This is a genomic window from Bradyrhizobium sp. JR4.1, assembly GCF_040548605.1.
In the GTDB taxonomy this organism is placed as follows: domain Bacteria; phylum Pseudomonadota; class Alphaproteobacteria; order Rhizobiales; family Xanthobacteraceae; genus Bradyrhizobium; species Bradyrhizobium canariense.
Window position 1 is genome coordinate 84,538 of sequence record NZ_JBEPRY010000024.1, and the last position, 22,830, is coordinate 107,367.

Below are 22,830 nucleotides of genomic sequence, written 5' to 3' on the forward strand. Positions count from 1 at the left end.
GGAATTCAAGCTGCGCTTGAATTCCGACCTCTCCCAGCAAGCCGGGCGAGGTGAAGTAAGAGTCTTACGATGCCGCGAGCGCTTCCTCGACCAGCTTGACCCAGTACGACGTACCGTAAACGATCGCCTCGTCGTTGAAATCATAGGCGGGGTGATGCAGGCCGGCGCTGTCGCCATTGCCGCAGAAGATAAGGGCGCCGGGCCGCGCTTCCAGCATGTAGGCGAAGTCCTCGCCGGCCATTTGCGGCGGCATCTCGTACACTTTGGCGTCTCCGACGACCTGTTTGGCGATCCGACGCGCCACCTCGGTCGGTGCCGCGTGGTTGTTGGTCACGGGATAACTGTTGTTGTAGCGCAGGTCGATCTTGGCGCCACTGATCTGGGCCACGCCGGCCACGATTTCGCGCACGCGCTTCTCCACGAGCTTGCGCGCCTCCGCGGTCAGCAGGCGGATCGTGCCTTTCAACTCCGCCGTTTGCGGAATGACGTTGCGGGTGTTGCCGGCGTGAAATTCGCAGATCGAGATGACGGCCGCGTCCAACGGATCGACGCTGCGCGCGACGATCGACTGCAGGGCCGTGATCACCTGCGCGCCGACCAGAACGGGATCGACGCAATTGTGCGGACGCGCCGCGTGGCCGCCGAGGCCCTCGATCCTAATGTCGACCGCATCGGTCGCCGCCATGATCGGGCCCTGCCGGATCGCGAACGCCCCGATCGGAATGCCGGGGGCGTTGTGCATGCCGTAGACCTGATCGATGGCGAAACGCTCCATGAGTCCATCCTTGACCATGGCCGCGCCGCCGGCACCGCCCTCCTCGGCGGGCTGAAAGATCACGATCGCATCGCCGGCGAAGTTGCGGGTCTCGGCCAGGTAACGGGCTGCACCCAGCAGCATCGCGGTGTGGCCGTCGTGGCCGCAGGCGTGCATCTTGCCCGGAATCTTCGAGGCGTAAGGCAGGCTGGTCTGCTCCTGGATCGGCAGCGCGTCCATGTCGGCGCGCAGACCGATCACCTTGATATCGGCGCTCGCCGGCCGCTTGCCCTTGATCACGCCGACGACGCCGGTCTGGCCGATGCCGGTCACGACCTCGTCGCAGCGGAAGTCGCGCAGGCATTCCGCCACGAAGGCTGCGGTCCGGTGAACGTCGTACAGCAGCTCCGGATGCTGGTGAATGTCCCGCCGCCAGGTCTGGATGTCGGGTCGAAAGTCGACGACGCGGTTCACGACGGGCATGGCTTTCCTGGATCCTGACTGACACCTCCCTCGGTGGAGCAGGCAAGAGCGCTGGCAATTTCGACAGGCCCACCAGAAGGAGATCTTTACAACGTAAAGATATCTAAGGGTCGGACAGGGGCATCGTCAAGCCAAATCTTGACAGTGTCAAAATTGAAATGGATGTGACGGATCAAGAAAAATGCCCGGGGCAAGCCCGGGCAACGAAGGGATGGACGGGAATGACCTCACGCCGCGAGTTGGCCCTCCACCAGCTTGACCCAGTACGACGTGCCGAAGACGATCGCCTCGTCGTCGAAATTGTAGGCGGGGTGATGCAGGCCGGCGCTGTCGCCGTTGCCGCAGAAGATGAAGGCGCCGGGGCGCGCTTCCAGCATATAGGCGAAATCCTCGCCGCCCATCAGCGGCGGCATCTCGAGCACATTGGCTTCGCCCGCAACTTGCTTGGCAATGCGCTTCGCCACCTCGGTCTCCGCGGCGTGATTGACCACTACCGGATAATTGCGCTGGTAGCGCAGGTCGATCTTGGCGCCGGTGATCTGCGCCACGCCCGCGACGACCTCGCGTACGCGCTTCTCGACCAGCTTGCGCACCTCCGGCGACAGCGTGCGGATGGTGCCCCTCAGTGTCGCGGTTTGTGGAATCACGTTGCGGGCATTGCCCGCGTGGAACTCGCAGATCGAGATCACGGCCGATTCCAGCGGATCGACGCTGCGCGCGACGATCGACTGCAGCGCCGTGATGACTTGCGCGCCGACCAGAACGGAATCGACACATTTGTGCGGCCGCGCGGCGTGGCCGCCGAGACCCTCGATCATGATATCGACCTCGTCGGTCGCCGCCATGATCGGACCCGGCCGGATCGCGAACGAGCCCACCGGAATGCCCGGACCGTTGTGCATGCCATAGACTTGCTCGATGCCGAAGCGCTCCATCAGGCCGTCCTTGACCATGGCCGCTCCACCCGCGCCGCCCTCCTCGGCCGGCTGGAAGATCACCACCGCATCGCCGGCGAAGTTGCGGGTCTCGGCGAGATAACGCGCAGCACCGAGCAGCATCGCGGTGTGGCCGTCATGGCCGCAGGCGTGCATCTTGCCGGGAGTCTTCGAAGCATAAGGCAGGTTGGTCTGCTCCTCGACCGGGAGCGCATCCATATCGGCGCGTAGGCCGATGGCCTTGAGGCCCTCGCCGGCCGGCTTGCTGCCCTTGATCACGCCGACCACGCCGGTCTGGCCGATGCCCGTCACGACCTCATCGCAGCCGAACTCGCGCAGGCGGTCCGCGACGAATGCTGCAGTGCGGTGGACGTCATAGAGCAGCTCCGGATGCTGGTGGATGTCCCGGCGCCAGGCCTGAATATCGGGTTGAAGGTCGGCGACGCGGTTCACGATGGGCATGGAGGGTCTCAAGCTTTGTTGAAAATGCAGGCCTGTCTACCATGCAAGCACCAGTCCACCCAACTGGCGCGGATCGGGGTGTAGCCCTGACTCACAGGCATGGCCGGACTTGTCCCGGCCATCCACGTCTGACTATTAGAACGGAAAGCTCGTGGATGCCTGGGACAAGCCAGGGCACGATTCCTGTTGGGTGGAAGAAGAATGCCAAGGCGGCTCGAAGGTGAGTTTGACTACATTGTCGTTGGGGCCGGCACGGCGGGCTGCATCGTCGCCAACCGGCTGTCGGCCGTTTCCAGCAATCGCGTCCTCGTCCTCGAAGCCGGCGGCGACGACAACTGGATCTGGTTCCACATTCCCGTCGGCTATCTCTTCGCCATCGGCAATCCGCGCTCGGACTGGATGTTCAGGACCGAGGCCGAGCCCGGCCTGAACGGCCGCTCGCTCGCCTATCCTCGTGGCAAGGTGATCGGCGGCTCTTCGGCGATCAACGCCATGATCTCGATGCGCGGGCAGGCCGCCGATTACGATCACTGGCGCCAGCTCGGCATGACCGGCTGGGGTTATGACGACGTGCTGCCGCTGTTCAAACGGCTCGAGGATCACTTCCTCGGCGCGAGCGAGCACCACGGCGCCGGCGGCGGCTGGCGCATCGAGGCGCCGCGGCTGTCCTGGGACATCCTCGATGCCGTGGGCGACGCGGCCGAGGAGATGGGCATCAAGCGCATCCCGGATTTCAATACCGGCGACAACGAAGGCACCAGCTATTTCCACGTCAATCAGAAGCGCGGCCGGCGCTGGTCGTCGGCGCGCGGCTTCCTCAAGCCGGTCCTGAACCGGCCCAATCTGCGGCTCGAAAAGCATGTGCTGGTTGATCGGCTGATCGTCGAACAGGGCCGCGCCGTCGGCGTGCGCTTCATCCAGAATGGCGAGATCGTCGAGGCGCGTGCGAGGCGCGAGGTGATCCTCTCGGCAGGCGCGATCGGCTCAGTGCAGGTGCTGCATCGCTCCGGCCTCGGGCCGGCCGACTGGCTGTCGCCGCTCGGCATCGATATCGTGATGGACAAGCCCGGCGTCGGCCGTAATTTACAGGATCATCTCCAGCAGCGCGCGATCTACAAGGTCGAGGGCGTGCGCACACTGAACGAGACTTATTACAATCTGCTCCGCCGCGGCCTGATGGGGCTCGATTACGCGTTCCGTCGCCGCGGGCCGTTGACCATGGCGCCGTCGCAGCTCGGCATCTTCACCCGCTCCGATGCGACGCGCGCACGCGCCAACATCCAGTTCCACGTCCAGCCGCTGTCGCTCGACAAGTTCGGCGATCCTCTGCACCGCTTCCCCGCGATCACGGTGAGCGCCTGCAATCTCCAGCCGACATCGCGCGGCACCTTACGTCTGCGTTCGGCGGCGCCGGACGAGAAGCCCATCATCGCGCCGAATTATCTTTCAACGGATGACGACCGCCAGGTCGGCGCCGATGCCATCCGCACCACCCGCCGCCTGATGCAGCAGAAGGCGCTGGCAAAATATCGCCCGAGCGAATATCTGCCCGGCCCCGCCGTCGGCGACGACGATGCCTCGCTCGCCAAGGCCGCCGGCGACATCGGCACCACCATCTTCCATCCCGTCGGCACCGCGAAGATGGGCGCGGTGAGCGATCCGATGGCGGTGGTCGACGAACGCCTGCGCTTCTACGGTCTCGGCGGCCTTCGCATTGTCGATGCCTCGATCATGCCGACCATCACGTCGGGCAACACCAACACGCCGACCGCGATGATCGCCGAAAAAGGCGCGACGATGATTTTGGAGGATGCGAAGTGAATGCGTAGCCCCGATGGGGCGTAGCGAAATCCGGGGAGTATCGTAAGTCTGGACCCGTATTCCGCTGCGCTCCATACGGGCTACGCGTCCCACCACCTCACGAAAACGTCATCGCGTCCGGGAATAAGACCCCCGCTCCCCCAATCACCTCCCCGAAGCCCAATTCCGGGCGAAGTGGAGCTGCGCGATGAGCGGACACGATCACGGCGAGGACGGCTTAAGCCGCCGCAAGGTGCTTGAATGCATGACCTGGGCCGGCACCGGGGTGCTTTGGACCATCACCGGTGGCGTGCCGCGCTCGCTCGGCATCATCGATTCCGCGCAAGCTGCGACCGCGGCCGCGCCCGGAATGACCTTCCTCCAGATCAGCGACAGCCATGTCGGCTTCGACAAGCCGGCCAATCCCAACGCGCTCGGCACGCTCGAGGAAGCCATCAACAAGATCAACGCGATGCCGGTCAAGCCGTCGTTCATGATCCACACTGGCGACATCACGCATCTGTCGAAGGCCGCCGAATTCGACAATGCCGATCGCATCATCTCGCAGAGCAAGCTCGACGTGCATTACGTGCCCGGCGAGCATGACTTCCTCGACGAGGAGGTGAAATTCTATCGCGAGCGCTACGGCCGCGGCACAAAGGGCGCAGGCTGGTATTCGTTCGACGCTGGCGGCGTGCACTTCATCGGCCTCGTCAATGTCGTCGACCTCAAGGCCGGAGGCCTCGGCAATCTCGGCGCCGAGCAGCTCGCCTGGCTCGAGGACGATCTGCGCGGCAAGTCGAAATCGACGCCGATCGTGCTGTTCGCCCACATCCCGCTCTGGACGGTCTACCCCGAATGGGGCTGGGGCACCGAGGACGGCGCCCGCGCGCTGGAACACGTGAAAGGCTTCGGTTCGGTCACCGTGCTGAACGGGCATATTCACCAGGTGATGCAGAAGGTGGAGGGCAACGTCACCTTCCACACCGCCCGCTCCACCGCCTTCCCGCAGCCGGCACCCGGGGCTGCCCCCTCGCCCGGACCGATGAAGGTCGAGGACACAAAGCTCCGCGCGATGCTCGGCGTTGCCAGCATCAACTTCAAGCAGAACGAGCAGCGGCTCGCGATCATCGACACGCCGCTCCAGGGTTGATGCAGGGCTAACGGAAGCTGACAATGAAGACACTCAATCGCCGCGACTTCGGTGTCGCTTTGGCCGCGGCCATGCTGTTGCCCGCCACAACCGCCCGTGCCGACGACACGGAGGTGCATATCGACAATTTCGTCTTCCAGCCGGCCGAGCTCAAGATCAAGGTCGGCACCACCGTGACCTGGACCAACCGGGACGACATCCCGCACACCGTGGTGTCGGCCGGCAAATTCAGGTCCAAGACCCTGGACACTGACGACAAGTTCTCGTTCACCTTCACCAATGCGGGCGACTACAAATATTTTTGTTCTCTGCACCCGCACATGACGGGGATGATCAAGGTTGAGTAACATCTCGAACCAAGGCATCAACGTCTTGCCCGGCCGGTGGTCCCACGCCGGCCGGGCTCGTGTGCCTTCGGTCACACACAGAGACAAAACGAGCAGGGACGAGACGAACAGCGACGACACGACTCAACGCGCAGAACAAGAGGCAAAGCGAGGAGCGATGCCCGCTAACGACGATTTGCAGAAGGCGCAACGCTTCCGCGAGGCGGCGCTGCCCTATCTCGACGACGTCTACACGCTCGCGCGCTATCTCTTGCGTGACGCCTCCGATGCCGAGGACGCGGTGCAGGAGTGCTATCTGCGCGCTCTGAAGCATTTCGATAGCTATCGCGGGCCGGCGATGAAGCCCTGGCTGTTCGCGATCCTGCGTAACGTCTGCAATGCCGAATATGCACGCCGCGCACACAGGCACAGCGCGATCGAGGATACCCCCGGCGCTGCCGAGCAGACGCCGATCTGGCAAGAGACCGAGGCAAGCCCGGAAACCGAAGTGCTGCGCAGCCGCGATGCGGGCGCGATCCGCAAGCTGATCGACGCGCTCGCCGAACCGTTCAAGGAAACATTCGTGCTGCGGGAGATCAACAACCTGTCTTATCGTGAAATCGCAGAGGCCGTCGGTGCACCCGTCGGCACCGTGATGTCCCGCCTCGCCCGCGCCCGCGCCATGCTGCGCGCGGCCTGGACGGCGGATGAGGAGCAAGCAAGATGACCTGCGACGAAGCAAGAATCCTGCTTCACGCGCTGCTCGACAATGAGCTCGATGCCGGCCACGCGCGCGAGGTCGAAGCCCATATCGCCAGCTGCCCGGCCTGCGCTGCGGAGTTTTCGGCCCAACGCGACATGCAGCGCGTGCTTGCGGATGCCGATTTGCGCTACACCGCACCGGCGAGCCTGCGTGCGCGTATCGAGGCTTCGCTGCCGCAGCCGCAGCGTCAACAGCCGAGCCGCCGCTCCGTGCTGCGCGGCTTTGCGATGGGCTCGGCAGTCTCCGCGCTCGCCGCCTCCGGCGTCGTCGCATTGGTGCTGCGCCAGGACGACCAGCAGCGCATCCTGTCGGAGGTCGTCTCCGCGCATCTGCGCTCGCTCCAGGCCGGCCACCTCATTGACGTGGTCTCCACCGACCAGCACACGGTCAAGCCGTGGTTCAACGGCAAGCTCGACGTCGCCCCGCCCGTGATCGACCTCACCGCGCAAGGTTTTACGCTGGTCGGCGGCAGGCTCGACTATATCGACGCCCGTGCCATCGGCGCGGTCGTCTACAAGCGCCGGCAGCACGTGGTCAATCTGTTCGTGTCGCAGACATCGAACGCGGAATACCGGGCGCCCAAGACCGAAACCATGCAGGGCTTCAACTGCCGGCGCTGGGGCAATCGCGGCCTGAACTTCTGGGCCGTCAGCGATCTCGGCGCAGACGAGCTCGCCGAGTTCGTCGACAAGTTCGAGGCGGCGATGAAGGCGAATGCGGAGGGATAGCGGCGCATCCCGCAAGTCAGACTCACAACTTTTGATTGCGAGCTCGGGAGAGCGCTGCTAATTCAAGCACCATGATGCGCCCTCTCGTTCTTGCCGCAACGCTTGCCTGGACGATCGCCGCTTACGGGCCGGCAGCAGCCCGCGACGGACTCGCCACCACGATGCGGGCCGTCCTCTACGAGGAAGACGTGAGCAACCCGAAGGGTGATCGCGCAGAAGGAAAGATCACTTGGCGGATAGAACCGACGACCGATGCCTCCGCACCATCAGGCGATGTTACGATACGCGGGAATGTCGAGGTGCCTTCGCGGAACCTGCAGATGACGCTCTCCATCCGGCGCAATTTCGACCCCGCACTGCCAGCCACCCACACGGTGCAGATCGATTTCGCCCCGGACTTCGCCGCCGGCAGGATCAAACAGGTCATGGGCCTCCTGATGAAGGCCAACGAGCAGGCCAAGGGAGCGCCCATTGCCGCGCTGTCGGTGAAGGTCGACGACACGCATTTCCTGATCGGCCTGTCCGCTGTGCCGCAGGACGCGGCAAACAATTCGCTTCTGATCCGAAGTAGAGCCTGGATGGACATCCCGATCGTCTACGCGACGCAACGCCGCGCCATTCTTGCGGTCGAGAAGGACGGCAACGTCCTGGCGCTCTTCAATACGGTGTTTGCCCATTGAGGCGGGCACCTCCCGCGGCCCTCGATCACATCGAAGTGGCGAACAAGATTGAAGCCGCCTGAGCGCCTCGGCCTTACGCCGACCGCCGCACCGCGTTGTCGACCAGCGTCTTGCCGAGCGACCAGATCGCGCCGGGGACCTTGTGGCTGCCGGCGATGACGTCGTCGAAAGCGCGCTCGATCCAGCCGCAATCTTCCTCGGTGATGGTGAGCGGCGGCAGAAGCTTGATGGTGTGGCTGCCATGGCCGGCGACCTGCGTGAGGATCTTGTGGTCCTTGAACAGCGGCACGGTGATGAGCTGGCAGAACAGGCCCTTATTGGCCGCCTCCAGCACGTTCCAGGACGCCCGCAGCCGCAGCGATTTGGGCGGGCCGAACTCGACGCCGATCATCAGGCCCTTGCCGCGGACTTCCTTCAACAGCTCGTAGCCGGGCACCATGCGCGTGAGCGCGAGGCGCAGCTCGGCACCGCGCTTGGCGGCGGACTCGATCAGCTTCTCGGACTCCATGATGTCAAGCGTGGCGATGCCCGCAGCCATCGCCAGGTCGTTCTTGGAGAAAGTTGAGCCGTGCACGACTGCACGGTCCATCTGGTTGAAGATCTTGTCGAAGATGCTCTTGCGCGTCAGCACCGCGCCGACCGGCACGTGGCCGCCGGACAGCGACTTCGAGAGCAGCACCATGTCGGGCTCGACGTTCCAGTGCTCGACCGCGAGGAAGCGGCCGGTGCGGCCCATGCCGGTCTGGATCTCGTCGGCGACGAACAGCGTCCCGTATTTCTTGCAGAGCGCAGCCGCACCCGGCAGGAACTCGTCGGTGGGCATGTTGACGCCCTTGCCCTGGATCGGCTCGACGACGAAGGCCGCCACCTCGCGCGAGGCCAGCGCCTTTTCAAGAGCGGCGAGATCGTTGAACGGGATCGAGGTGCAGCCCGGCAGCAACGGCTCGAAGCCGGTGCGGAAGTTCGAATCACCGGTCAGCGACAGCGCGCCATAGGTCAGGCCGTGATAGCCGTGGGCACAATAGACGATCCCCGGACGGCCGGTGGCGCCGCGGGCGAACTTGATCGCGGCTTCGACGCATTCGGCGCCGGAATTGGCGAAGAACGCCTTGTCGAGATAGGGGACGTACTTCAAAAGCCGCTCAGCGAGCACGCCGGCAAGCACCGAGACGTCGAATTGGACGAGGTTCGGCAGGTCGGCATCGAGCACGCTCTTGAGCGCCTCACGCATGACAGGATGATTGCGCCCGATCGCAAACACGCCAAAACCGGACAAGAGGTCGAGATAGCGCGCCCCGTCGCGGTCGTAGAGGTACTGCCCCTGCCCCTTCTGGAAGCCGACATCGTAGCCGATGGTCTTCAGAACCCGAACGAACTGCTCGTTCAGATGCCGATTATGCAGGGCGCTGCGCTGGGCCTGGCGGTCCGCGAACAGCTGAGACATGTCTGGATTTGGGCTGTGCATCCGCTACATACTTCGGTTGAGGGCCGTCTCGTCAACTGAAAACGGAACGTCGCTGAAAACGGTCTGTGCGGCCTTTTGCCCTTTTTCGGACCATCTTCGCAAGCAGAGCTTTAGACCATGTTGCACTGCCAAGGAACTATCATGCGTTTAGCCGTTTACACCGGACTAATACTGGCTGGCGGTTACACCTGCCTGGCCCCGGCGCTCGCCGCCGATCCGACCGGCGACTGGCGGGTTGCCGACGGCGTTGCCAACATTCGTGTCGCCCAATGCAATGGCAGCATGTGGGGCGCGGTTTCCTGGGAAAAACAGCCCGGCGGCCGCGACGAGAACAATCCGGACGCGTCGAAAAAGACCCGGCCCACGCTGGGCATGGCGACCCTGATCGACATGAAGAAAAAGCCCGGCGCCGAGCAGTGGGAAGGTCAGGTCTACAACGCCAAGGACGGCCAGCTCTACAGCGCGACCATCACGCCGGTTGGCACCGACCAGCTCGAGATCAAGGGCTGCGTGATGGGGTTCCTGTGCGGTGGCGAGACCTGGACCCGGGTCAGCCCCCCGATTCCCTTGAGCTCCGCCAACGCCATGGCCAAGGGCGCGCCGAAGCCCGCCGGCGCGGCGCCGAAAGCCCCGGGAACGACGGGCGCTACGGCGGCGCAGCCCGCGCCCGCAGCCCCGAAGGCCGCCGGCAGTGCCAAACCCGGTCAGAAGGGCGCCGCCGACCAGGTCGGCGACATCTGCCTACTCCCTGAGATTGCGGGGTTTGCCCATTAGGGCGGGCTGAAACAGCAGCACGGCGGCGAGCGTCGTCACCAGCGACAGCGCGAGCAGCTTGCCCATGCTGGACGTGCCGGGATGGCTCGACAGCCAGAGGCTGCCGAACGCGGTCGCCGTTGTCAGCGCGCTGAAAAAGATCGCGCGCGTCAGGCTGGTCTGGAGCAGGTTTGTCCTGCCCGAGCGCCAGGCCACGACATAGTAGATCTTGAAGGCCACGCCGACGCCGAGCAGCAGCGGAAACGCGACGATATTGGCGAAGTTGAGCGGCAAGCCGATCAGCACGCAGATCTCGAGCGTCACCGCGCCGGCCACCAGCAGCGGCACCAGCGTCATCAACACGTCGACGAACCGGCGCAGCGTGATCCACAGCAGCAGGCCGATCACCAGCAGCGCGTAGATTCCCGCATGGATGAACGCCTTCACCACGGTGTCGCCGGATTTCAGGATCGAGACCGGACCGCCGATCGCGGTCGGCTCGGCAACGAGCACCGCCGCCGCAAATTTGCGCAGCGTGTCGTTGTCGTTGGGATCGCCCTTCGGCAGCGCCTCGACCCGGATGATGCCGTCCTTGCTCTTCCAGGCGCTGACGAGATCTGCCGGCAATGACTTCAGGGTAACCGGCTCGGCTTGCATCGCGTTCCGGAGCTGGTCGAACACGATCTTCATCGGCGCGACGAACACGTCCTGCGCCTTGTTCCGCGTGGCTTCATCGCCATTGGCGAGCTTTTCCAGCGCGTCAGCGAGCCGACGCGAGGCGACCGCACCCGGGCCCTTCGCATCGCCTGCGGTCCGGCGCAGATTGTCGACCGAGGATTTCAGCGCATCGGCGTTTTCCTTGTCCGTCGGCGCGGCGTCGATCTGGTCGGGATTGAGCGCGGGGTTCAGCACCTTGGCGCCCTGCGCGATCAGCTTCAGCTTCGGCGCCTGGTCTTCGGGAACGAAGCTGTTGAGCGACATCACGCGCAACACCTCCGGCACCTTCTCCAGCTTCGCCTCCACCTGCCTCGCCTGCTCTTCCGACGTGGTCATCACGTTGATGGCATTGGCGCCGGTGTTGGGATCCTTGCGCAAATCGAGGAAGGTCGCGATCGACTCCGCCTTCGGGTTGCGCAGGTTCATCGGGTTGAAGTCGAACTTCATGTAATAGAGCAGCGGCAGGCCGGCGACCGCCAGAAACATCGTACCGCCGACGACCAGCACCCGGTGCTTCTCCAGGAAGTGATCGAGCGGCGCCAGGAAGGCGTAGCCGACCGGCTCCTTCTCGCCGGGCGGGTTCAACAGCTTCAGCATCGCCGGCAGCACGGTGATGCTGGTGACGAACGCGACCAGCATGCCGACGCCGGCGATCTGCCCGAGTTCGGCAATACCCTTGTAGTCGGTGGGGATGAAGCAGAGGAAGCCGGCCGCGGTCGCCATTGCCGCCAGCGACAACGGAATTGCCGAGCGCTTGGCAGCCAGGATCAGCGCGCCCGAAAGGTCGTTGTGCTTGTAGCGCTCGGAGCGATAGCGGACGCTGTACTGAATGCCGAAATCGACGCCGAGACCGACGAACAGCACGGCGAACGCGATCGACAGCAAATTGAGCGAACCCACCATCATCAGGCCGGCGGCGGTTGTCAGCGCAAGACCGACGAAGAGATTGACGAACACGGCGAAGATGATCTTCGCCGAATGCAGCGCCAGCCACAGGATGAGCAGCACGACGAGAACCGTGCCGATGCCGTTGACGACGGCGCCTTCCTGGACGGTTGCGTATTCCTCGTTGGCGATCGGGACCGGCCCGGTCAGCCGGACCCGCGCCTGGTATTTGGTGGCAAAGTCCAGATCGGCTGCGGCCTTGCGGATCGCGTCGGTTGCGCCCTTACCGGGCTCCAGCGCGTTGTAGTCGAGGATCGGTTTGAACTCGATGAAGGCGCGCTTGTCCGAATCCGTCAGCGGCTCGTCACTGACGAGCTCACGCCAGGAGAAGGTCGCATTGCCCTTGTTGAGCACGGTCTCGACCGTTTGCGCGATCTGGTTGAAGGGCCGCTCGGTGTTGTCGAGCTTGACCTGCCCGCGCTTGACGCCGGCAAGTCCCGTTTCCAGCGCCCCGGTCAGGCCGCGGATCGAGGGATCGCCTGCCATGATCTCGATCAGAGGCGCGGCGGATTCGAACTGGCTGGTGACCTTTGCGACTTCCTCTGTCGGCAGGAACAACAGGCCATTCTTCTCGAAGAACTCGCCGGTGCCGAGCTGCTGCACCGACTGGAAGTCTGTCTTGTTGTCCTTCAGCTTGGCATAGAGCGCGTCCGAGGCCGCGGTCGCCATCTCCGGCGTTTTGGCTTCGACCACCGCCGTAATCGTCGCATCGCGGTCGAAGGCGCGATCGAACTGCTGGTCGCGTTGGCGCCAGTCCAGATTTTGGGCAATCAGCGAATTGATATCGGTGTTGATGGCGAAATGCCGGGACGTGTAATAGCCCGCCCCCACCGCCAGCAGGAGCCCGAGAATGACGACGAGGGAGGCAAACCGGGTGCAGGCCCTGACGATGGCAACGACGACGCTTTGCAGCACTACTTTTCTTTCTGCGGTTAACAGCTTGCCGGAAACGCCCGCTGTTTAACGGAGTTCCCGGCCGAAACCTATTGCTGTTTTGAGTGGTTATCGCCGTCAGAAGGTTCGAGGTAAACGGCGGAGGACCATGGCGAAATCATGCGGGGCGGTCGGTATAGCCGGGGAGTTGAGGCGGGAAAGTGACGAAGGCGCAAACACCGATGTCACCGCTTTTCTGACCAAACATCCCTCTACTATAATACCGTAAAAGTGATCCCAGAGGAACCAAAGTCCATTCCACCTTTCCTTGCTGCCGATTTTTTGACACAAAGTATTGCGCCTCCATGCACGGGGCCCCGACAGGGGTGGGCGGCTACCGCGTGAGCGAAACCGGTGGTGCGGATATTGCAACTCATTGGTTCGTATCGGGGTGTCCCCTGAACTTGAGAGCGGATTGGTGCAACTTGCGTGATGGGCGTCCAATGGAAGTTTATCTGGCGCAACCGCGCGGCTTTTGCGCGGGGGTGGTACGTGCGATCGAGATCGTGGAGCGGGCGCTGGAGAAGTACGGCCCGCCCGTCTACGTGCGCCATGAGATCGTGCACAACAAGTATGTCGTCGAGAGCCTGAAACACAAAGGCGCGATCTTCGTCGAGGAACTGTCGGAGGTGCCGCCGAAGGCTGTGACGGTCTTCAGCGCTCATGGCGTCGCCCGCAGCGTCGAGGAAGAAGCGGCCGCGCGCGACCTTCCGGTGCTCAATGCCACCTGCCCCCTGGTCACGAAAGTTCACAATCAGGGGAAGCGCTACATCGCCAGGGGCCGCACCCTGATCCTGATCGGCCATGCCGGCCACCCCGAGGTCGAAGGTACGATGGGCCAGGTTCCCGCCCCCGTACTGCTGGTCCAAAGCGTTGAAGAGGTTAAGGCCCTTGAGCTGCCGGCGGATACGCCAGTGGCCTACATCACCCAGACCACCCTGTCTGTGGATGACACAAAGGACATCATTTCAGCCCTGCAGGCCCGCTTTACAGATATTCAAGGCCCGGATATCCGGGATATCTGCTATGCGACACAGAACCGCCAATCTGCGGTAAGGGACTTGAGCAAGCTGGTCGACGTGATCTTGGTGGTGGGCGCTGCCAATAGCTCGAATTCGAACCGGCTCCGCGAAATCGGCACTGAGGCCGGTGTCGCGAGTTATCTGATTGCCGACGGCAGCGCGCTCAATCCGGAGTGGTTGAAAGATGCCAGAACCGTCGGTGTCACGGCCGGCGCTTCGGCGCCCGAGGTACTCGTGGATGACGTGATCGAAGCGATGCGGCGGATCAGACCGGTCAAGGTCTCGGTGCTTCCGGGCCGCGAGGAAAACATCGAATTCCGGCTTCCGGCCCAACTGGCTGCGAGCTGACCCACCCGAATTTCAAGCCCAGAAAGAAACTTGTAATGGCTATCCCCTTCTTCAAGGAAATGCGTATCGGCGGCTATTTGATCAAGCAGAAGCTGCTTGGCCGCAAGCGCTATCCGCTCGTGCTGATGCTGGAGCCGCTGTTCCGCTGCAACCTCGCCTGCGTCGGCTGCGGCAAGATCGACTATCCGGATGCGATCCTCAACCGCCGCATGACCGCACAGGAGTGCTGGGACGCGGCCGACGAGTGCGGCGCGCCGATGGTCGCCATCCCCGGCGGCGAGCCGCTGATCCACAAGGAGATCGGCGAGATCGTGCGCGGCCTCGTGGCGCGCAAGAAGTTCGTCTCGCTCTGCACCAACGCTCTGCTGCTCGAGAAGAAGCTCGATCTGTTCGAGCCCTCGCCCTACCTGTTCTTCTCCGTGCACCTCGACGGCCTGAAGGAGCACCACGACAAGGCGGTGTCGCAGAAGGGCGTGTTCGACCGCGCCGTCTCCGCGATCAAGGCGGCCAAGGCCCGCGGCTTCACCGTCAACGTCAACGCCACCATCTTCGACGGCCATCCGGCCGAGGAGATCGCCAAGTTCTTGGATCTCACCGTCGAGCTCGGCGTCGGCGTCTCGATGTCTCCGGGCTACGCCTATGAGCGCGCGCCGGACCAGGAGCACTTCCTCAACCGCACCAAGACCAAGAAGCTGTTCCGCGACGTCTTTGCGATGGGCAAGGGCAAGAAGTGGAATTTCATGCATTCCGGCCTGTTCCTGGACTTCCTCGCCGGCAACCAGGAATACGAGTGCACGCCCTGGGGCATGCCGGCGCGCAACATCTTCGGCTGGCAGAAGCCCTGCTATTTGCTCGGTGAAGGCTACGCAAAAACCTTCAAGGAGCTGATGGACACCACCGACTGGGAGACCTACGGCACCGGCAAGTACGAGAAGTGCGCCGACTGTATGGCCCATTGCGGCTACGAACCGACGGCGGCGACCGCAGCCATCAACAACCCGCTGAAGGCGATGTGGGTGTCGCTGCGCGGGATCAGGACCACGGGTCCGATGGCCCCGGAGATCGACATGAGCAAGCAGCGACCGGCGCAGTACATCTTCTCGGCGGAAGTGCAGAAGCGCCTGTCGGAGATCCGCAAGGACGAGGCCGCCGCCGCGCAGGAGAAGGCGGCGCGGAAGGCTTCCACCGCCGCGTAAGCGCGACGCCCTGTAGCCCGGATGGAGCGCAAGCGAAATCCGGGACGGCCCCTCCGCTTTGAAGACGTCGGATTGCGCTCCGCTCCATCCGAGCTACGCACACCGAAATAGAAAAGGCCCGATCGCCAATGGCGACCGGGCCTTTTGTTTTTAGTGATCGCAGAAACCGCTCAGGCTGCCTCAGAGACCAGCGCCTCGCTCTCCACGAGCTCGGTACCAATCAAATAGTCGCGGCAACCGCGCAAGCTGCGCAGCGCGCGGTTGAAGTCGAGGCCGGTCGAGACCAGTCCATGCAGCGCGGTCGGATTGCGCACGATGCCGCGCAGCACGGCCAGCACGTCGATCTGGCCGTTCGGCTTGATGGCGGCGCGGGCGAGCGCCGGCAGCGCGCGATGGGCGGGATCGCTGATGACGCGGACCGCGGCGAACGGCAAGCCGGCTTCGGCGGCGTAGGCGGCCGCGATGTGGCTTTCCATGTCGACGGCGGCAGCTCCGGTCTCCGAATGCAGCGCCGCCTTGCAGGAGCGCCTCGTGACCACTTCCTCGGCACCGGCGAGGCTGCCGCGCACCACGCGGCGGCGGCCCGACGTCAGGCGGTCGATCAGGTCGTCGCCGAGCGAGAGGCCGGCGGCCCAGCGCGTGTCGCCCGCGAGCACCTCGGTCGCCAGCACGACGTCGCCGGAGCGCAGCGTCGGGTCGAGCCCGCCGGCCACGCCAAAGGAGATCACACCGCGAATCGTCTCGGGATCCAGCACCGTCAACAGCGCCCGCAACTGGGTCGGGCTGCTCGACGAACAGATCACCGCCATTCCGGGCCCGGCCGCGATGCGGGCCTCCTGAACCAATCCAGTCACGATCAATATCGGCCTCGGATCAACGGTTTGACCCGCGGTAAGATAGTCCCCCGTCCCCAAAGTCACATTCCGACCCCTACCACCCTGCTGTTGGTGTTCCGCAAGTTCCGATACCGCGCCAACGCCCACAGCGGGAAGAACTTCGGGTAACCATGGTACCGTAGATAGAATACACGGGGAAAGCCTGTGGCGGTGTACCGCTGTTCGTCCCACAGTCCTTTTTCGTTCTGTGTTGCAATCAGGTACTCCACCCCGCGGGCGACGGCCGGGTGATCAACCTCGCCAGCAGCCATCAAGGCAAGCAAGGCCCATGCCGTTTGCGATGCGGTCGAGGGGGCGGCTTCCCAGCCTCGGTAGTCCAGCCGGTAGCTGACGGCATCCTCGCCCCAGCCGCCGTCCTGATTCTGGATCGAGGCCAGCCAGCCGGCGGCTTTCCGGATCATGGGGTCGTCATGGCGGACGCCGGCCATGTTGAGGGCGCACAGCACCGACCAGGTTCCATAGATGAAATTCATGCCCCAGCGGCCGTACCAGGACCCTTCCGGGTGCTGGGTCTTGCGGAGGTAGGCGACGCCCTCGGCGACATGCTTGCTGGTGTTCGCGGTCTCGCCGAGCTGGGCCAGCATCGAGATGCAGCGCGCGGTGACGTCCTCGGTCGGCGGGTCGAGCAGCGCGCCATGGTCGGAGAACGGGATGTTGTTCAGATAATATTCGAGGTTGTTGACGTCGAAGGCGGCCCAGCCGCCGTCGTCGCTCTGCATGCCCTCGATCCACTCCCGGGCACGGTCGATCGCGGCGTCATAGCCGGTCGCACCGTGCTCCCGGCGCATCCGGTCCATCGACATCACCACCACCGCGGTGTCGTCGAGATCGGGATAATGGGCGTTGTTGTACTGGAAGGCCCAGCCGCCCGGGCGCACTTCGGGCCGCTTCACCGCCCAGTCGCCCTTCACCTCGAGCTCCTGCTTCGGGATCAGCCAGTCGAGACCCTGCTTGGCCGCGGGCACCGCTCTGTCACCGCCGGCTTCGAGCAGCGCGTGGGCGGTCAGCGTCGTGTCCCACACCGGCGAGACGCAGGGCTGGCAATAGGCCTCGTCGTCCTTGATCACGAGCAGCTTGTCGATACCCCGGCGCGTGATCGCGCGCGGCGGATAGGTCTCATCCTTGCCGAGCGCGTCGTACATCATGACGATGTTGGCCATCGGCGGATAGATCGCGCCCATGCCGTCCTCGCCGTTCAACCGCTCCTCGGTGAAGGCGAGCGCGGCATCGATCGCGCGCTTGCGCAGGCTCTTGGGAAACATCGGCTCGACCACGCGCAAAATGCCGTCGAGCGCGCGGAACAGCACGAACCAGGCCATGCTCTGGTGCGGCGCCTTGGCCGTCATGCCAATCGAGCGCGGATCCTGCAGGAACAGCTCGTCGATGCCGACACCCTTGGGATTCTTCGCCCGTGGCTTCAGCGCGGCGATGACCATCAGCGGCACCATGGTGGTGCGTGCCCAGTAGGAGATCTTGTTGATGTGGAACGGCGACCAGAACGGCAGCAGCACGATCTCGATCGGCAGCACCGGTACCGCGCGCCAGGTCACGACGCCAAACATCGCAAGCATGAAGCGCGTGAAGACGTTGCTGTGAATGGCGCCGCCGCGGGAATGGATCGCCTCGCGCGCACGCACCATGTGCGGCGCGTCGATGGAATCCCCGATCATCTTCAACGCGAAATACGCCTTCACGCTGGCGCTCATTTCGAACTCGCCATCATGCACCAGCGGCCAGCCGCCATGGACGCCCTGAACGCGGCGAAGATAATTGGCGATCTTGGCTTCGAGCACGGCATCGACCGGCTCGGCGAGATAATGGCGCAGCAGCACGTATTCGGCCGGAATCGTGCAATCGGCCTCGAGCTCGAACACCCAATGGCCGTCGGATTGCTGGAAGCCGAGGACGCCTTCGGTGGCCGACGCAATGCTCGATTCCAAGTTCCCGAATTCTTGGGCTTCGCGGCTGGTCGCGTTCACGGAATCCATCTCGCTCGATTGCTCCGATAGTCGATTGAATTGGCCGAAATTGACCGGGACAAATACCCGTCAGGGCCGCCTGTCACTATCCCTTGGCGGCCAGAACCAGATCGGCGGCGCGATCACCGGATCGGACCGATCCCTCGATGGTTGCAGGCAATCCCGTAGCAGTCCAATCGCCTGCAAGAAACAGGTTTTTCAGCGCAGTGACCGGCCCTGGACGCAGGGCATTCTGCGCCGGCGTCGCCGCGAATGTGGCACGGCGCTCGCGCACGATCTGCCAAGGGGGCAGCTCGCCGGACACACCGCCCGCCTTGCACACGTCGTTCCAGATCGCCTGCGCGAGTTCCTCGCGCGGCATCTCGACCAGACGGTCGCCGTTGCTGATGGTGACGGACAGCCGGTTCGGGAACGCAAACAGCCATTCCACGACGCCGCCGATCACGCCGAGGATCGGAGCCGATCCCGCTGGCGGCTCAACGCGGAAATGCGCATTCACGATGGCGCGGAATTCGGTCGGCGTCTTCAGGCCCGGCAGCAGGTTGGAGGCAGCGCGCGGCGGTACCGCCATCACGACGACGTCGCCCTCGCCGATCTGGATCACATCTTCGCCGCCGAAATTCAGCGCGCCGACCTTGCCGTCATGGGTCGCAAACGAGCGCAGCTCATGGCCGAGCTGAACGCTGTGCCCGCGCTCCTGCAGGAACGTCACGGCAGGCTCGATCAGCACCGCGCTGAGCCCGTCGCGCGCGATCAGGGGACGGCAGGCCTGCCCGCCGGCGAGCAGCGTCTCGCGCACGATCGCGCCGGCCAGCCCCGCCGAGCCTTCGGGTGGATCGACGTTGAGCGCCGCCAGCAGCAGCGGCTGCACCAAGCGCTGATAGAGCACGCCCTCGCAGGGAATGGACTTGCCGACCAGCGTCTCTTCCGATGCCCAGATCAGCGGCGCCAGCTTCAGGTAATCGGTCAACCCGGTGTCGGGGACGCGGCGGCTCTCGTCGAGCACCCAGGTCGGGAGCCGGCCGTCGCCGAGGTCAATCTGCCAGCGCTGCCCGGTCGTGAGGTCGACAAAGGGAAACTGCGCGCGCTCCGGACCGACGAGGCCCGCTTCAGTGCCGATCGAGCGCGCGTAGGCGCGCGCATGGCTGTTGCCGGACAGCAGCAGATGGTTGCCGTTGTCGATAGTGAGATTGGTGGCGCCGTCGAAATAAGAACGGCAGCGGCCGCCGGCCTGCTGGGTCGCCTCGTGCACGGCGACCTTGAAGCCGGCATTGGCAAGCCGCACGGCGGCGGAGAGGCCGGAAATTCCAGCGCCAATGATGTGAGCTGTTTTTTGCATCAGATGAGAGCGTATCGGAGCAGGATGGCGATGCGTGTGACCTTCGACACACGCACCGGCTCACGCGGCGCGTTGAACCCGCGCGCGATCAGAAGATCCAGAATGGCATGATAGTATTTCGACATCATGCGGGGCGCGCGCACCGCGCGGCGCCGATTGCGGTTCATGATCTCGTCCGACTTCTCGAAATACACCTTTGCGCGTTGCGCCAGCGGCAGGCAGACCTTCGGCAGCGCGCGCTCGACGATCACGCGGTCCGGATCGTTGGAGGTGATGCCGGCATGCAGCAGCGCTTCGCGCGGCAGATAGAGCCGGCCGAGGCCCGCGTCCTCGTCGATGTCGCGCAGGATGTTGGTGAGCTGGAGCGCGCGGCCGAGATGATGGGCGAGCTCGATGCCGTCTTCTTCCGGCAGGCCGAAGACGCGGACCGACAGCCGCCCCACGGCACTCGCGACGCGATCGCAGTAGAGATCCAGCGTCGCCATGTCGGGCGCGCGGATGTCCTGCGGCACGTCCATCTCCATGCCGTCGACGATCGCGAGGAAATCCTCGCGCTTGAGGCCGAAGGTCTTCACCGAGGCGACGTAGTCCTTCAGCCGTGGCGGCGGATTGCCCTGGTAGAGCGCATCGATGTCGTTGCGCCACGCCTGAAGGGCGGCGAGCCGCTCGTCGCGCGGACCGTCGGAATCGGCGATGTCGTCGACCTGGCGGCAGAAGCTGTAGATCTGGAACATCGCTTCGCGCTGGTCGTGCGGCAGGATGCGCATCGCGGCGTAGAACGAACTGCCGGATGCGGTCGAGCCATAATTGGCGCCGGGCGAGGTCGCCTCAAGCGTCATGTGCAGTCCCCGGTCTGGAAATGGCCTTGCGTCCGACCGCGCGGCGGCCGACTTCGCCGATCATGCCGGCGAGGCTGAAGGTGAGGAGCTCGAGCTTGTTCAGGTGCACGCGCTCGCGCAGGGGATCGCGCACCTTCAACAGGCGCACAATGCGGTCGGCATAAGCCTGGATCACCGAGACCTCGATGCCGAGGCGGAAATCCCTGATCTCCACAGCTAGCGACCTGCCCTCGTCGAGCAGCGCTTCGTTGCGCACGGCGAGAGCCTGAAGGCAGGCCAGCATCGCCGGTGGCGATTGCGCCTCTCCGAGCTGCTCGACCGAGGCGCCACTCGCAGCCAGCGCATCGCGCGGCAGATAGACGCGGTTGAGCTCGCGGAAATCCTTGCCGCAATCCTGAAGATGGTTGTTGATCTGCAGCGCTGCACAGAGCGCATCGGACGCGGCCCAGGTCGAGGTGCTCTCACCATGGACGTCGAGCATGAAGCGGCCGACCGGCATCGCCGAGTAGCGGCAATAATGGATGACCTCGTCCCAATTCTCGTAGCGCAACTTGGTCACGTCCATGCGGAACGCGATGAGCACGTCGAGCGCGTGGCGCGGCGCCATACCGCGTTCGGCCAGTGCGTGCCGCAGGCTGACGGCCTCGGCCTGGGTGTCGCCTTTGCCGAGCAATTCCGCCTCGAGCAGGTCGAGATAAGCGAGCTTCTCGTCCGGCGGCAGCGTGGCGTGGTCGGCGATGTCGTCGGCGGTGCGAACGAAATTGTAATACGCCAGGATCAGCGCGCGATGACGCGGATGAATGATCCAGGACGCGACGGGAAAATTCTCGTCGCGCTCACCCTTGCCGGATCGCAATTCGCTCGCAGAGGTCATCGAGGGCTGGTCTACAATCGTTTGGACAGGAAGGGCTTTTTCGCTCGCGCTAGCCCGTGCGGGCGATGCCGCCGCGGCCCCCATATAGGGGAATACGGCCGCAAAACCAATCCTGTCTCTCGATGGCTGCCCTTTGCGGATCAGGCCCGAAAAGGCGGCCCCGAAGGCCGCCTTTTGTGGGCCAGTGGCCGAGCTTACTGGTTGTGGTTCTTCAGGACCTGGTCACAGGCCTGCGAAATCTTGGCCCGGTTCTCCTTGAGGCAGGCCAGGATGGTGAAATCGCCCTGGTCGATGACCGGACGGCAGAGCTTCTGCACATCGCGCGAGCAGGCCTTCTGCTCGGCGTCCGTGCCGCGCCCTTGCTGGGCGAACGCTGCGGTCGAGAGGGAGGCCGACAGCAGGGTGAGAGCGACGAGAAGCTTACGCATTGTATTCCTTCATTCTGACGGCAGAATCGCACCAATCCCGGACAGCACAGGGCGACGACCGGAGCGGATTGTTCTGATGGGCAAGTCGCCGCGGGAGTAGCGGCCTCGGAGAAGGCACAAGCACTGGCAAATGCGGCCAAATTGGCGCCACGTCCACCAAATGAGGTCTTCCCTGCGCCTTCTGTGACAAATGTAAGAGACTGATACTACGTCATAATTCAGGTACGTCGCGTTTTGCTGCGCACCTGTTGCAGAGCTGCATCTCTACATCCCGCCATGGGCCCCAGAAACATGCCGAAACGCAGAGAATCCGGAGGCCGATCATGGCAAGTGCGCTTCGCGATGCCGACATGTGGGCGGCCGGCCATTGAACCTGACACAGGCTCGGAACACTAAACCTTCGATGTGGCGAGACGTCCTTGGTGACAAGCGGACGTCGTTCCAAAACGGGATATTTTGAAGATGAATTTTTTTGGGCGATCTGAACTGGCAATCAAGGCGGCCGGCATCGGCGCTGTGCTGCTCTTCTCGGTTTCGACAAGTCAGGCTCAGTCGTCCGGACCGTTTGCAGGTTTCGAGGGCGCATGGACCGGCACGGGTACGGTGTCGCTGTCCGACGGCTCCACCGAGCGCATCCGTTGCAAGGCCGATTACAAAGTTGCCGGCACCGGTCTCAGCCTCAAGCAGGCGTTGCACTGCGCGTCCGACAGCTACAAGTTCGACCTCACCAGCGACGTGACCAGCCAGGGCGAGCGGATCTCCGGCAATTGGAGCGAGACCAACCGCAACATCTTCGGCAATCTGCAAGGCACCGCCGGTGGCGGCCAGATCGAGGTGTTCGTCGAGGCCAACGGCTTTGCCGCCAATTTGTCGCTGCGCACCAACGGCACCAAGCAAACGGTGCAGATCTCATCCAAGGGCGAGATTCGCGGCGTCAACATCACGATGACGAAGGGCTGACGGCTCTTACCGCTTCGAAAGCAACAAGCCCCGGTTCTCGCGAACCGGGGCT

General features: G+C 64.1%; 20 protein-coding genes. 10 read left to right on the plus strand and 10 right to left on the minus strand.

What is annotated here, in order from left to right; genetic code table 11:
• Positions 1-64: 64 nt before the first annotated feature.
• Positions 65-1,237 (minus strand): M20 aminoacylase family protein, encoded by a 1,173-nt coding sequence (locus tag ABIB90_RS33165; RefSeq protein WP_354169526.1) that lies wholly within the window; start codon positions 1,235-1,237, stop codon positions 65-67.
• A gap of 227 nt (positions 1,238-1,464) precedes the next feature.
• Positions 1,465-2,634 carry a M20 aminoacylase family protein gene (locus ABIB90_RS33170; RefSeq protein ID WP_007593609.1) on the minus strand — a complete coding sequence of 390 codons (1,170 nt, stop codon included), beginning with the start codon at positions 2,632-2,634 and terminating at the stop codon, positions 1,465-1,467.
• A gap of 201 nt (positions 2,635-2,835) precedes the next feature.
• Between ABIB90_RS33170 and ABIB90_RS33175 the strand changes: the two genes are divergently transcribed.
• From ABIB90_RS33175 to ABIB90_RS33200, 6 genes are all read left to right on the plus strand, one after another.
• Positions 2,836-4,455, plus strand: a complete 1,620-nt coding sequence (locus tag ABIB90_RS33175) for a GMC family oxidoreductase (protein ID WP_354169528.1) — start codon at positions 2,836-2,838, stop codon at positions 4,453-4,455.
• Between the two features lie 187 nt (positions 4,456-4,642).
• Positions 4,643-5,587 (plus strand): metallophosphoesterase family protein, encoded by a 945-nt coding sequence (locus ABIB90_RS33180; RefSeq protein ID WP_354169530.1) that lies wholly within the window; start codon positions 4,643-4,645, stop codon positions 5,585-5,587.
• 23 nt (positions 5,588-5,610) lie between these two features.
• The gene (locus ABIB90_RS33185) at positions 5,611-5,934 is read left to right on the plus strand and encodes a cupredoxin domain-containing protein (RefSeq protein WP_354169532.1); all 324 of its coding nucleotides are present in this window, start codon (positions 5,611-5,613) and stop codon (positions 5,932-5,934) included.
• A gap of 157 nt (positions 5,935-6,091) precedes the next feature.
• A complete protein-coding gene (locus ABIB90_RS33190; protein WP_007608103.1) occupies positions 6,092-6,640 on the plus strand; it encodes a sigma-70 family RNA polymerase sigma factor in 549 nt (182 codons plus the stop codon).
• Entirely contained in the window at positions 6,637-7,404 is a 768-nt protein-coding gene (locus tag ABIB90_RS33195; protein ID WP_354169535.1) for an anti-sigma factor family protein, read from the plus strand. Before ABIB90_RS33190 ends, ABIB90_RS33195 begins: the two co-directional genes overlap by 4 nt.
• Positions 7,405-7,475: 71 nt before the next feature.
• The gene (locus ABIB90_RS33200) at positions 7,476-8,084 is read left to right on the plus strand and encodes a hypothetical protein (RefSeq protein ID WP_354202192.1); all 609 of its coding nucleotides are present in this window, start codon (positions 7,476-7,478) and stop codon (positions 8,082-8,084) included.
• Between the two features lie 73 nt (positions 8,085-8,157).
• On the opposite strand, the gene hpnO is transcribed toward ABIB90_RS33200, so the two are convergent.
• Entirely contained in the window at positions 8,158-9,549 is a 1,392-nt protein-coding gene (hpnO, locus tag ABIB90_RS33205; protein WP_026233264.1) for an aminobacteriohopanetriol synthase HpnO, read from the minus strand.
• Positions 9,550-9,690: 141 nt separating this feature from the next.
• Between hpnO and ABIB90_RS33210 the strand changes: the two genes are divergently transcribed.
• Entirely contained in the window at positions 9,691-10,323 is a 633-nt protein-coding gene (locus ABIB90_RS33210; RefSeq protein WP_354169539.1) for a DUF2147 domain-containing protein, read from the plus strand.
• Here the strand turns inward: ABIB90_RS33210 and hpnN are convergent.
• The gene (hpnN, locus tag ABIB90_RS33215; protein ID WP_354169541.1) at positions 10,291-12,879 is read right to left on the minus strand and encodes a hopanoid transporter HpnN; all 2,589 of its coding nucleotides are present in this window, start codon (positions 12,877-12,879) and stop codon (positions 10,291-10,293) included. The two genes, ABIB90_RS33210 and hpnN, sit on opposite strands and share 33 nt — an antisense overlap.
• 461 nt (positions 12,880-13,340) lie before the next feature.
• Here hpnN and ispH point away from each other — a divergent pair, with 461 nt between their 5' ends.
• Both ispH and hpnH read left to right on the plus strand, forming a co-directional pair.
• Positions 13,341-14,267 (plus strand): 4-hydroxy-3-methylbut-2-enyl diphosphate reductase, encoded by a 927-nt coding sequence (gene ispH / locus ABIB90_RS33220; protein ID WP_354169544.1) that lies wholly within the window; start codon positions 13,341-13,343, stop codon positions 14,265-14,267.
• A 35-nt stretch (positions 14,268-14,302) separates the two neighbouring features.
• Positions 14,303-15,463 (plus strand): adenosyl-hopene transferase HpnH, encoded by a 1,161-nt coding sequence (gene hpnH / locus ABIB90_RS33225; RefSeq protein ID WP_007593619.1) that lies wholly within the window; start codon positions 14,303-14,305, stop codon positions 15,461-15,463.
• A 170-nt stretch (positions 15,464-15,633) separates the two neighbouring features.
• Here the strand turns inward: hpnH and ABIB90_RS33230 are convergent, their stop codons facing one another.
• The 6 genes from ABIB90_RS33230 to ABIB90_RS33255 form a co-directional block, all read right to left on the minus strand.
• Entirely contained in the window at positions 15,634-16,383 is a 750-nt protein-coding gene (locus tag ABIB90_RS33230; protein ID WP_007593620.1) for a phosphorylase, read from the minus strand.
• Entirely contained in the window at positions 16,380-18,347 is a 1,968-nt protein-coding gene (gene shc / locus ABIB90_RS33235) for a squalene--hopene cyclase (RefSeq protein WP_354169546.1), read from the minus strand. The genes ABIB90_RS33230 and shc overlap by 4 nt, the downstream gene beginning before the upstream one ends.
• Positions 18,348-18,423: 76 nt before the next feature.
• Positions 18,424-19,677: a hydroxysqualene dehydroxylase HpnE gene (hpnE, locus tag ABIB90_RS33240; protein WP_007593622.1), complete on the minus strand. Its 1,254-nt coding sequence runs from the start codon at positions 19,675-19,677 to the stop codon at positions 18,424-18,426.
• Positions 19,677-20,516: a presqualene diphosphate synthase HpnD gene (gene hpnD / locus ABIB90_RS33245; protein WP_354169549.1), complete on the minus strand. Its 840-nt coding sequence runs from the start codon at positions 20,514-20,516 to the stop codon at positions 19,677-19,679. Before hpnD ends, hpnE begins: the two co-directional genes overlap by 1 nt.
• Complete coding sequence (hpnC, locus tag ABIB90_RS33250; RefSeq protein ID WP_354169551.1) at positions 20,506-21,390, minus strand: squalene synthase HpnC; 885 nt, start codon at positions 21,388-21,390, stop codon at positions 20,506-20,508. Before hpnC ends, hpnD begins: the two co-directional genes overlap by 11 nt.
• A gap of 194 nt (positions 21,391-21,584) precedes the next feature.
• Positions 21,585-21,818: a hypothetical protein gene (locus ABIB90_RS33255; RefSeq protein ID WP_007593627.1), complete on the minus strand. Its 234-nt coding sequence runs from the start codon at positions 21,816-21,818 to the stop codon at positions 21,585-21,587.
• Between the two features lie 462 nt (positions 21,819-22,280).
• Here ABIB90_RS33255 and ABIB90_RS33260 point away from each other — a divergent pair, with 462 nt between their 5' ends.
• Positions 22,281-22,778, plus strand: a complete 498-nt coding sequence (locus tag ABIB90_RS33260) for a hypothetical protein (protein ID WP_354169553.1) — start codon at positions 22,281-22,283, stop codon at positions 22,776-22,778.
• The last annotated feature ends 52 nt before the right edge of the window (positions 22,779-22,830 follow it).

Coding starts and splice junctions, on each gene's coding strand:
- ABIB90_RS33210 (WP_354169539.1), top strand. CDS start 9,691: ATGCGTTTAGCCGTTTACACCGGACTAATACTGGCTGGCGGTTACACC.
- ABIB90_RS33185 (WP_354169532.1), top strand. CDS start 5,611: ATGAAGACACTCAATCGCCGCGACTTCGGTGTCGCTTTGGCCGCGGCC.
- hpnE (WP_007593622.1), bottom strand. CDS start 19,677: ATGCAAAAAACAGCTCACATCATTGGCGCTGGAATTTCCGGCCTCTCC.
- ABIB90_RS33170 (WP_007593609.1), bottom strand. CDS start 2,634: ATGCCCATCGTGAACCGCGTCGCCGACCTTCAACCCGATATTCAGGCC.
- ABIB90_RS33190 (WP_007608103.1), top strand. CDS start 6,092: ATGCCCGCTAACGACGATTTGCAGAAGGCGCAACGCTTCCGCGAGGCG.
- ABIB90_RS33175 (WP_354169528.1), top strand. CDS start 2,836: ATGCCAAGGCGGCTCGAAGGTGAGTTTGACTACATTGTCGTTGGGGCC.
- hpnD (WP_354169549.1), bottom strand. CDS start 20,516: ATGACGCTTGAGGCGACCTCGCCCGGCGCCAATTATGGCTCGACCGCA.
- hpnC (WP_354169551.1), bottom strand. CDS start 21,390: ATGACCTCTGCGAGCGAATTGCGATCCGGCAAGGGTGAGCGCGACGAG.
- ABIB90_RS33260 (WP_354169553.1), top strand. CDS start 22,281: ATGAATTTTTTTGGGCGATCTGAACTGGCAATCAAGGCGGCCGGCATC.
- ABIB90_RS33200 (WP_354202192.1), top strand. CDS start 7,476: ATGATGCGCCCTCTCGTTCTTGCCGCAACGCTTGCCTGGACGATCGCC.
- ABIB90_RS33195 (WP_354169535.1), top strand. CDS start 6,637: ATGACCTGCGACGAAGCAAGAATCCTGCTTCACGCGCTGCTCGACAAT.
- ABIB90_RS33180 (WP_354169530.1), top strand. CDS start 4,643: ATGAGCGGACACGATCACGGCGAGGACGGCTTAAGCCGCCGCAAGGTG.
- ABIB90_RS33255 (WP_007593627.1), bottom strand. CDS start 21,818: ATGCGTAAGCTTCTCGTCGCTCTCACCCTGCTGTCGGCCTCCCTCTCG.
- hpnO (WP_026233264.1), bottom strand. CDS start 9,549: ATGCACAGCCCAAATCCAGACATGTCTCAGCTGTTCGCGGACCGCCAG.
- hpnH (WP_007593619.1), top strand. CDS start 14,303: ATGGCTATCCCCTTCTTCAAGGAAATGCGTATCGGCGGCTATTTGATC.
- shc (WP_354169546.1), bottom strand. CDS start 18,347: ATGGATTCCGTGAACGCGACCAGCCGCGAAGCCCAAGAATTCGGGAAC.
- ispH (WP_354169544.1), top strand. CDS start 13,341: ATGGAAGTTTATCTGGCGCAACCGCGCGGCTTTTGCGCGGGGGTGGTA.
- ABIB90_RS33165 (WP_354169526.1), bottom strand. CDS start 1,237: ATGCCCGTCGTGAACCGCGTCGTCGACTTTCGACCCGACATCCAGACC.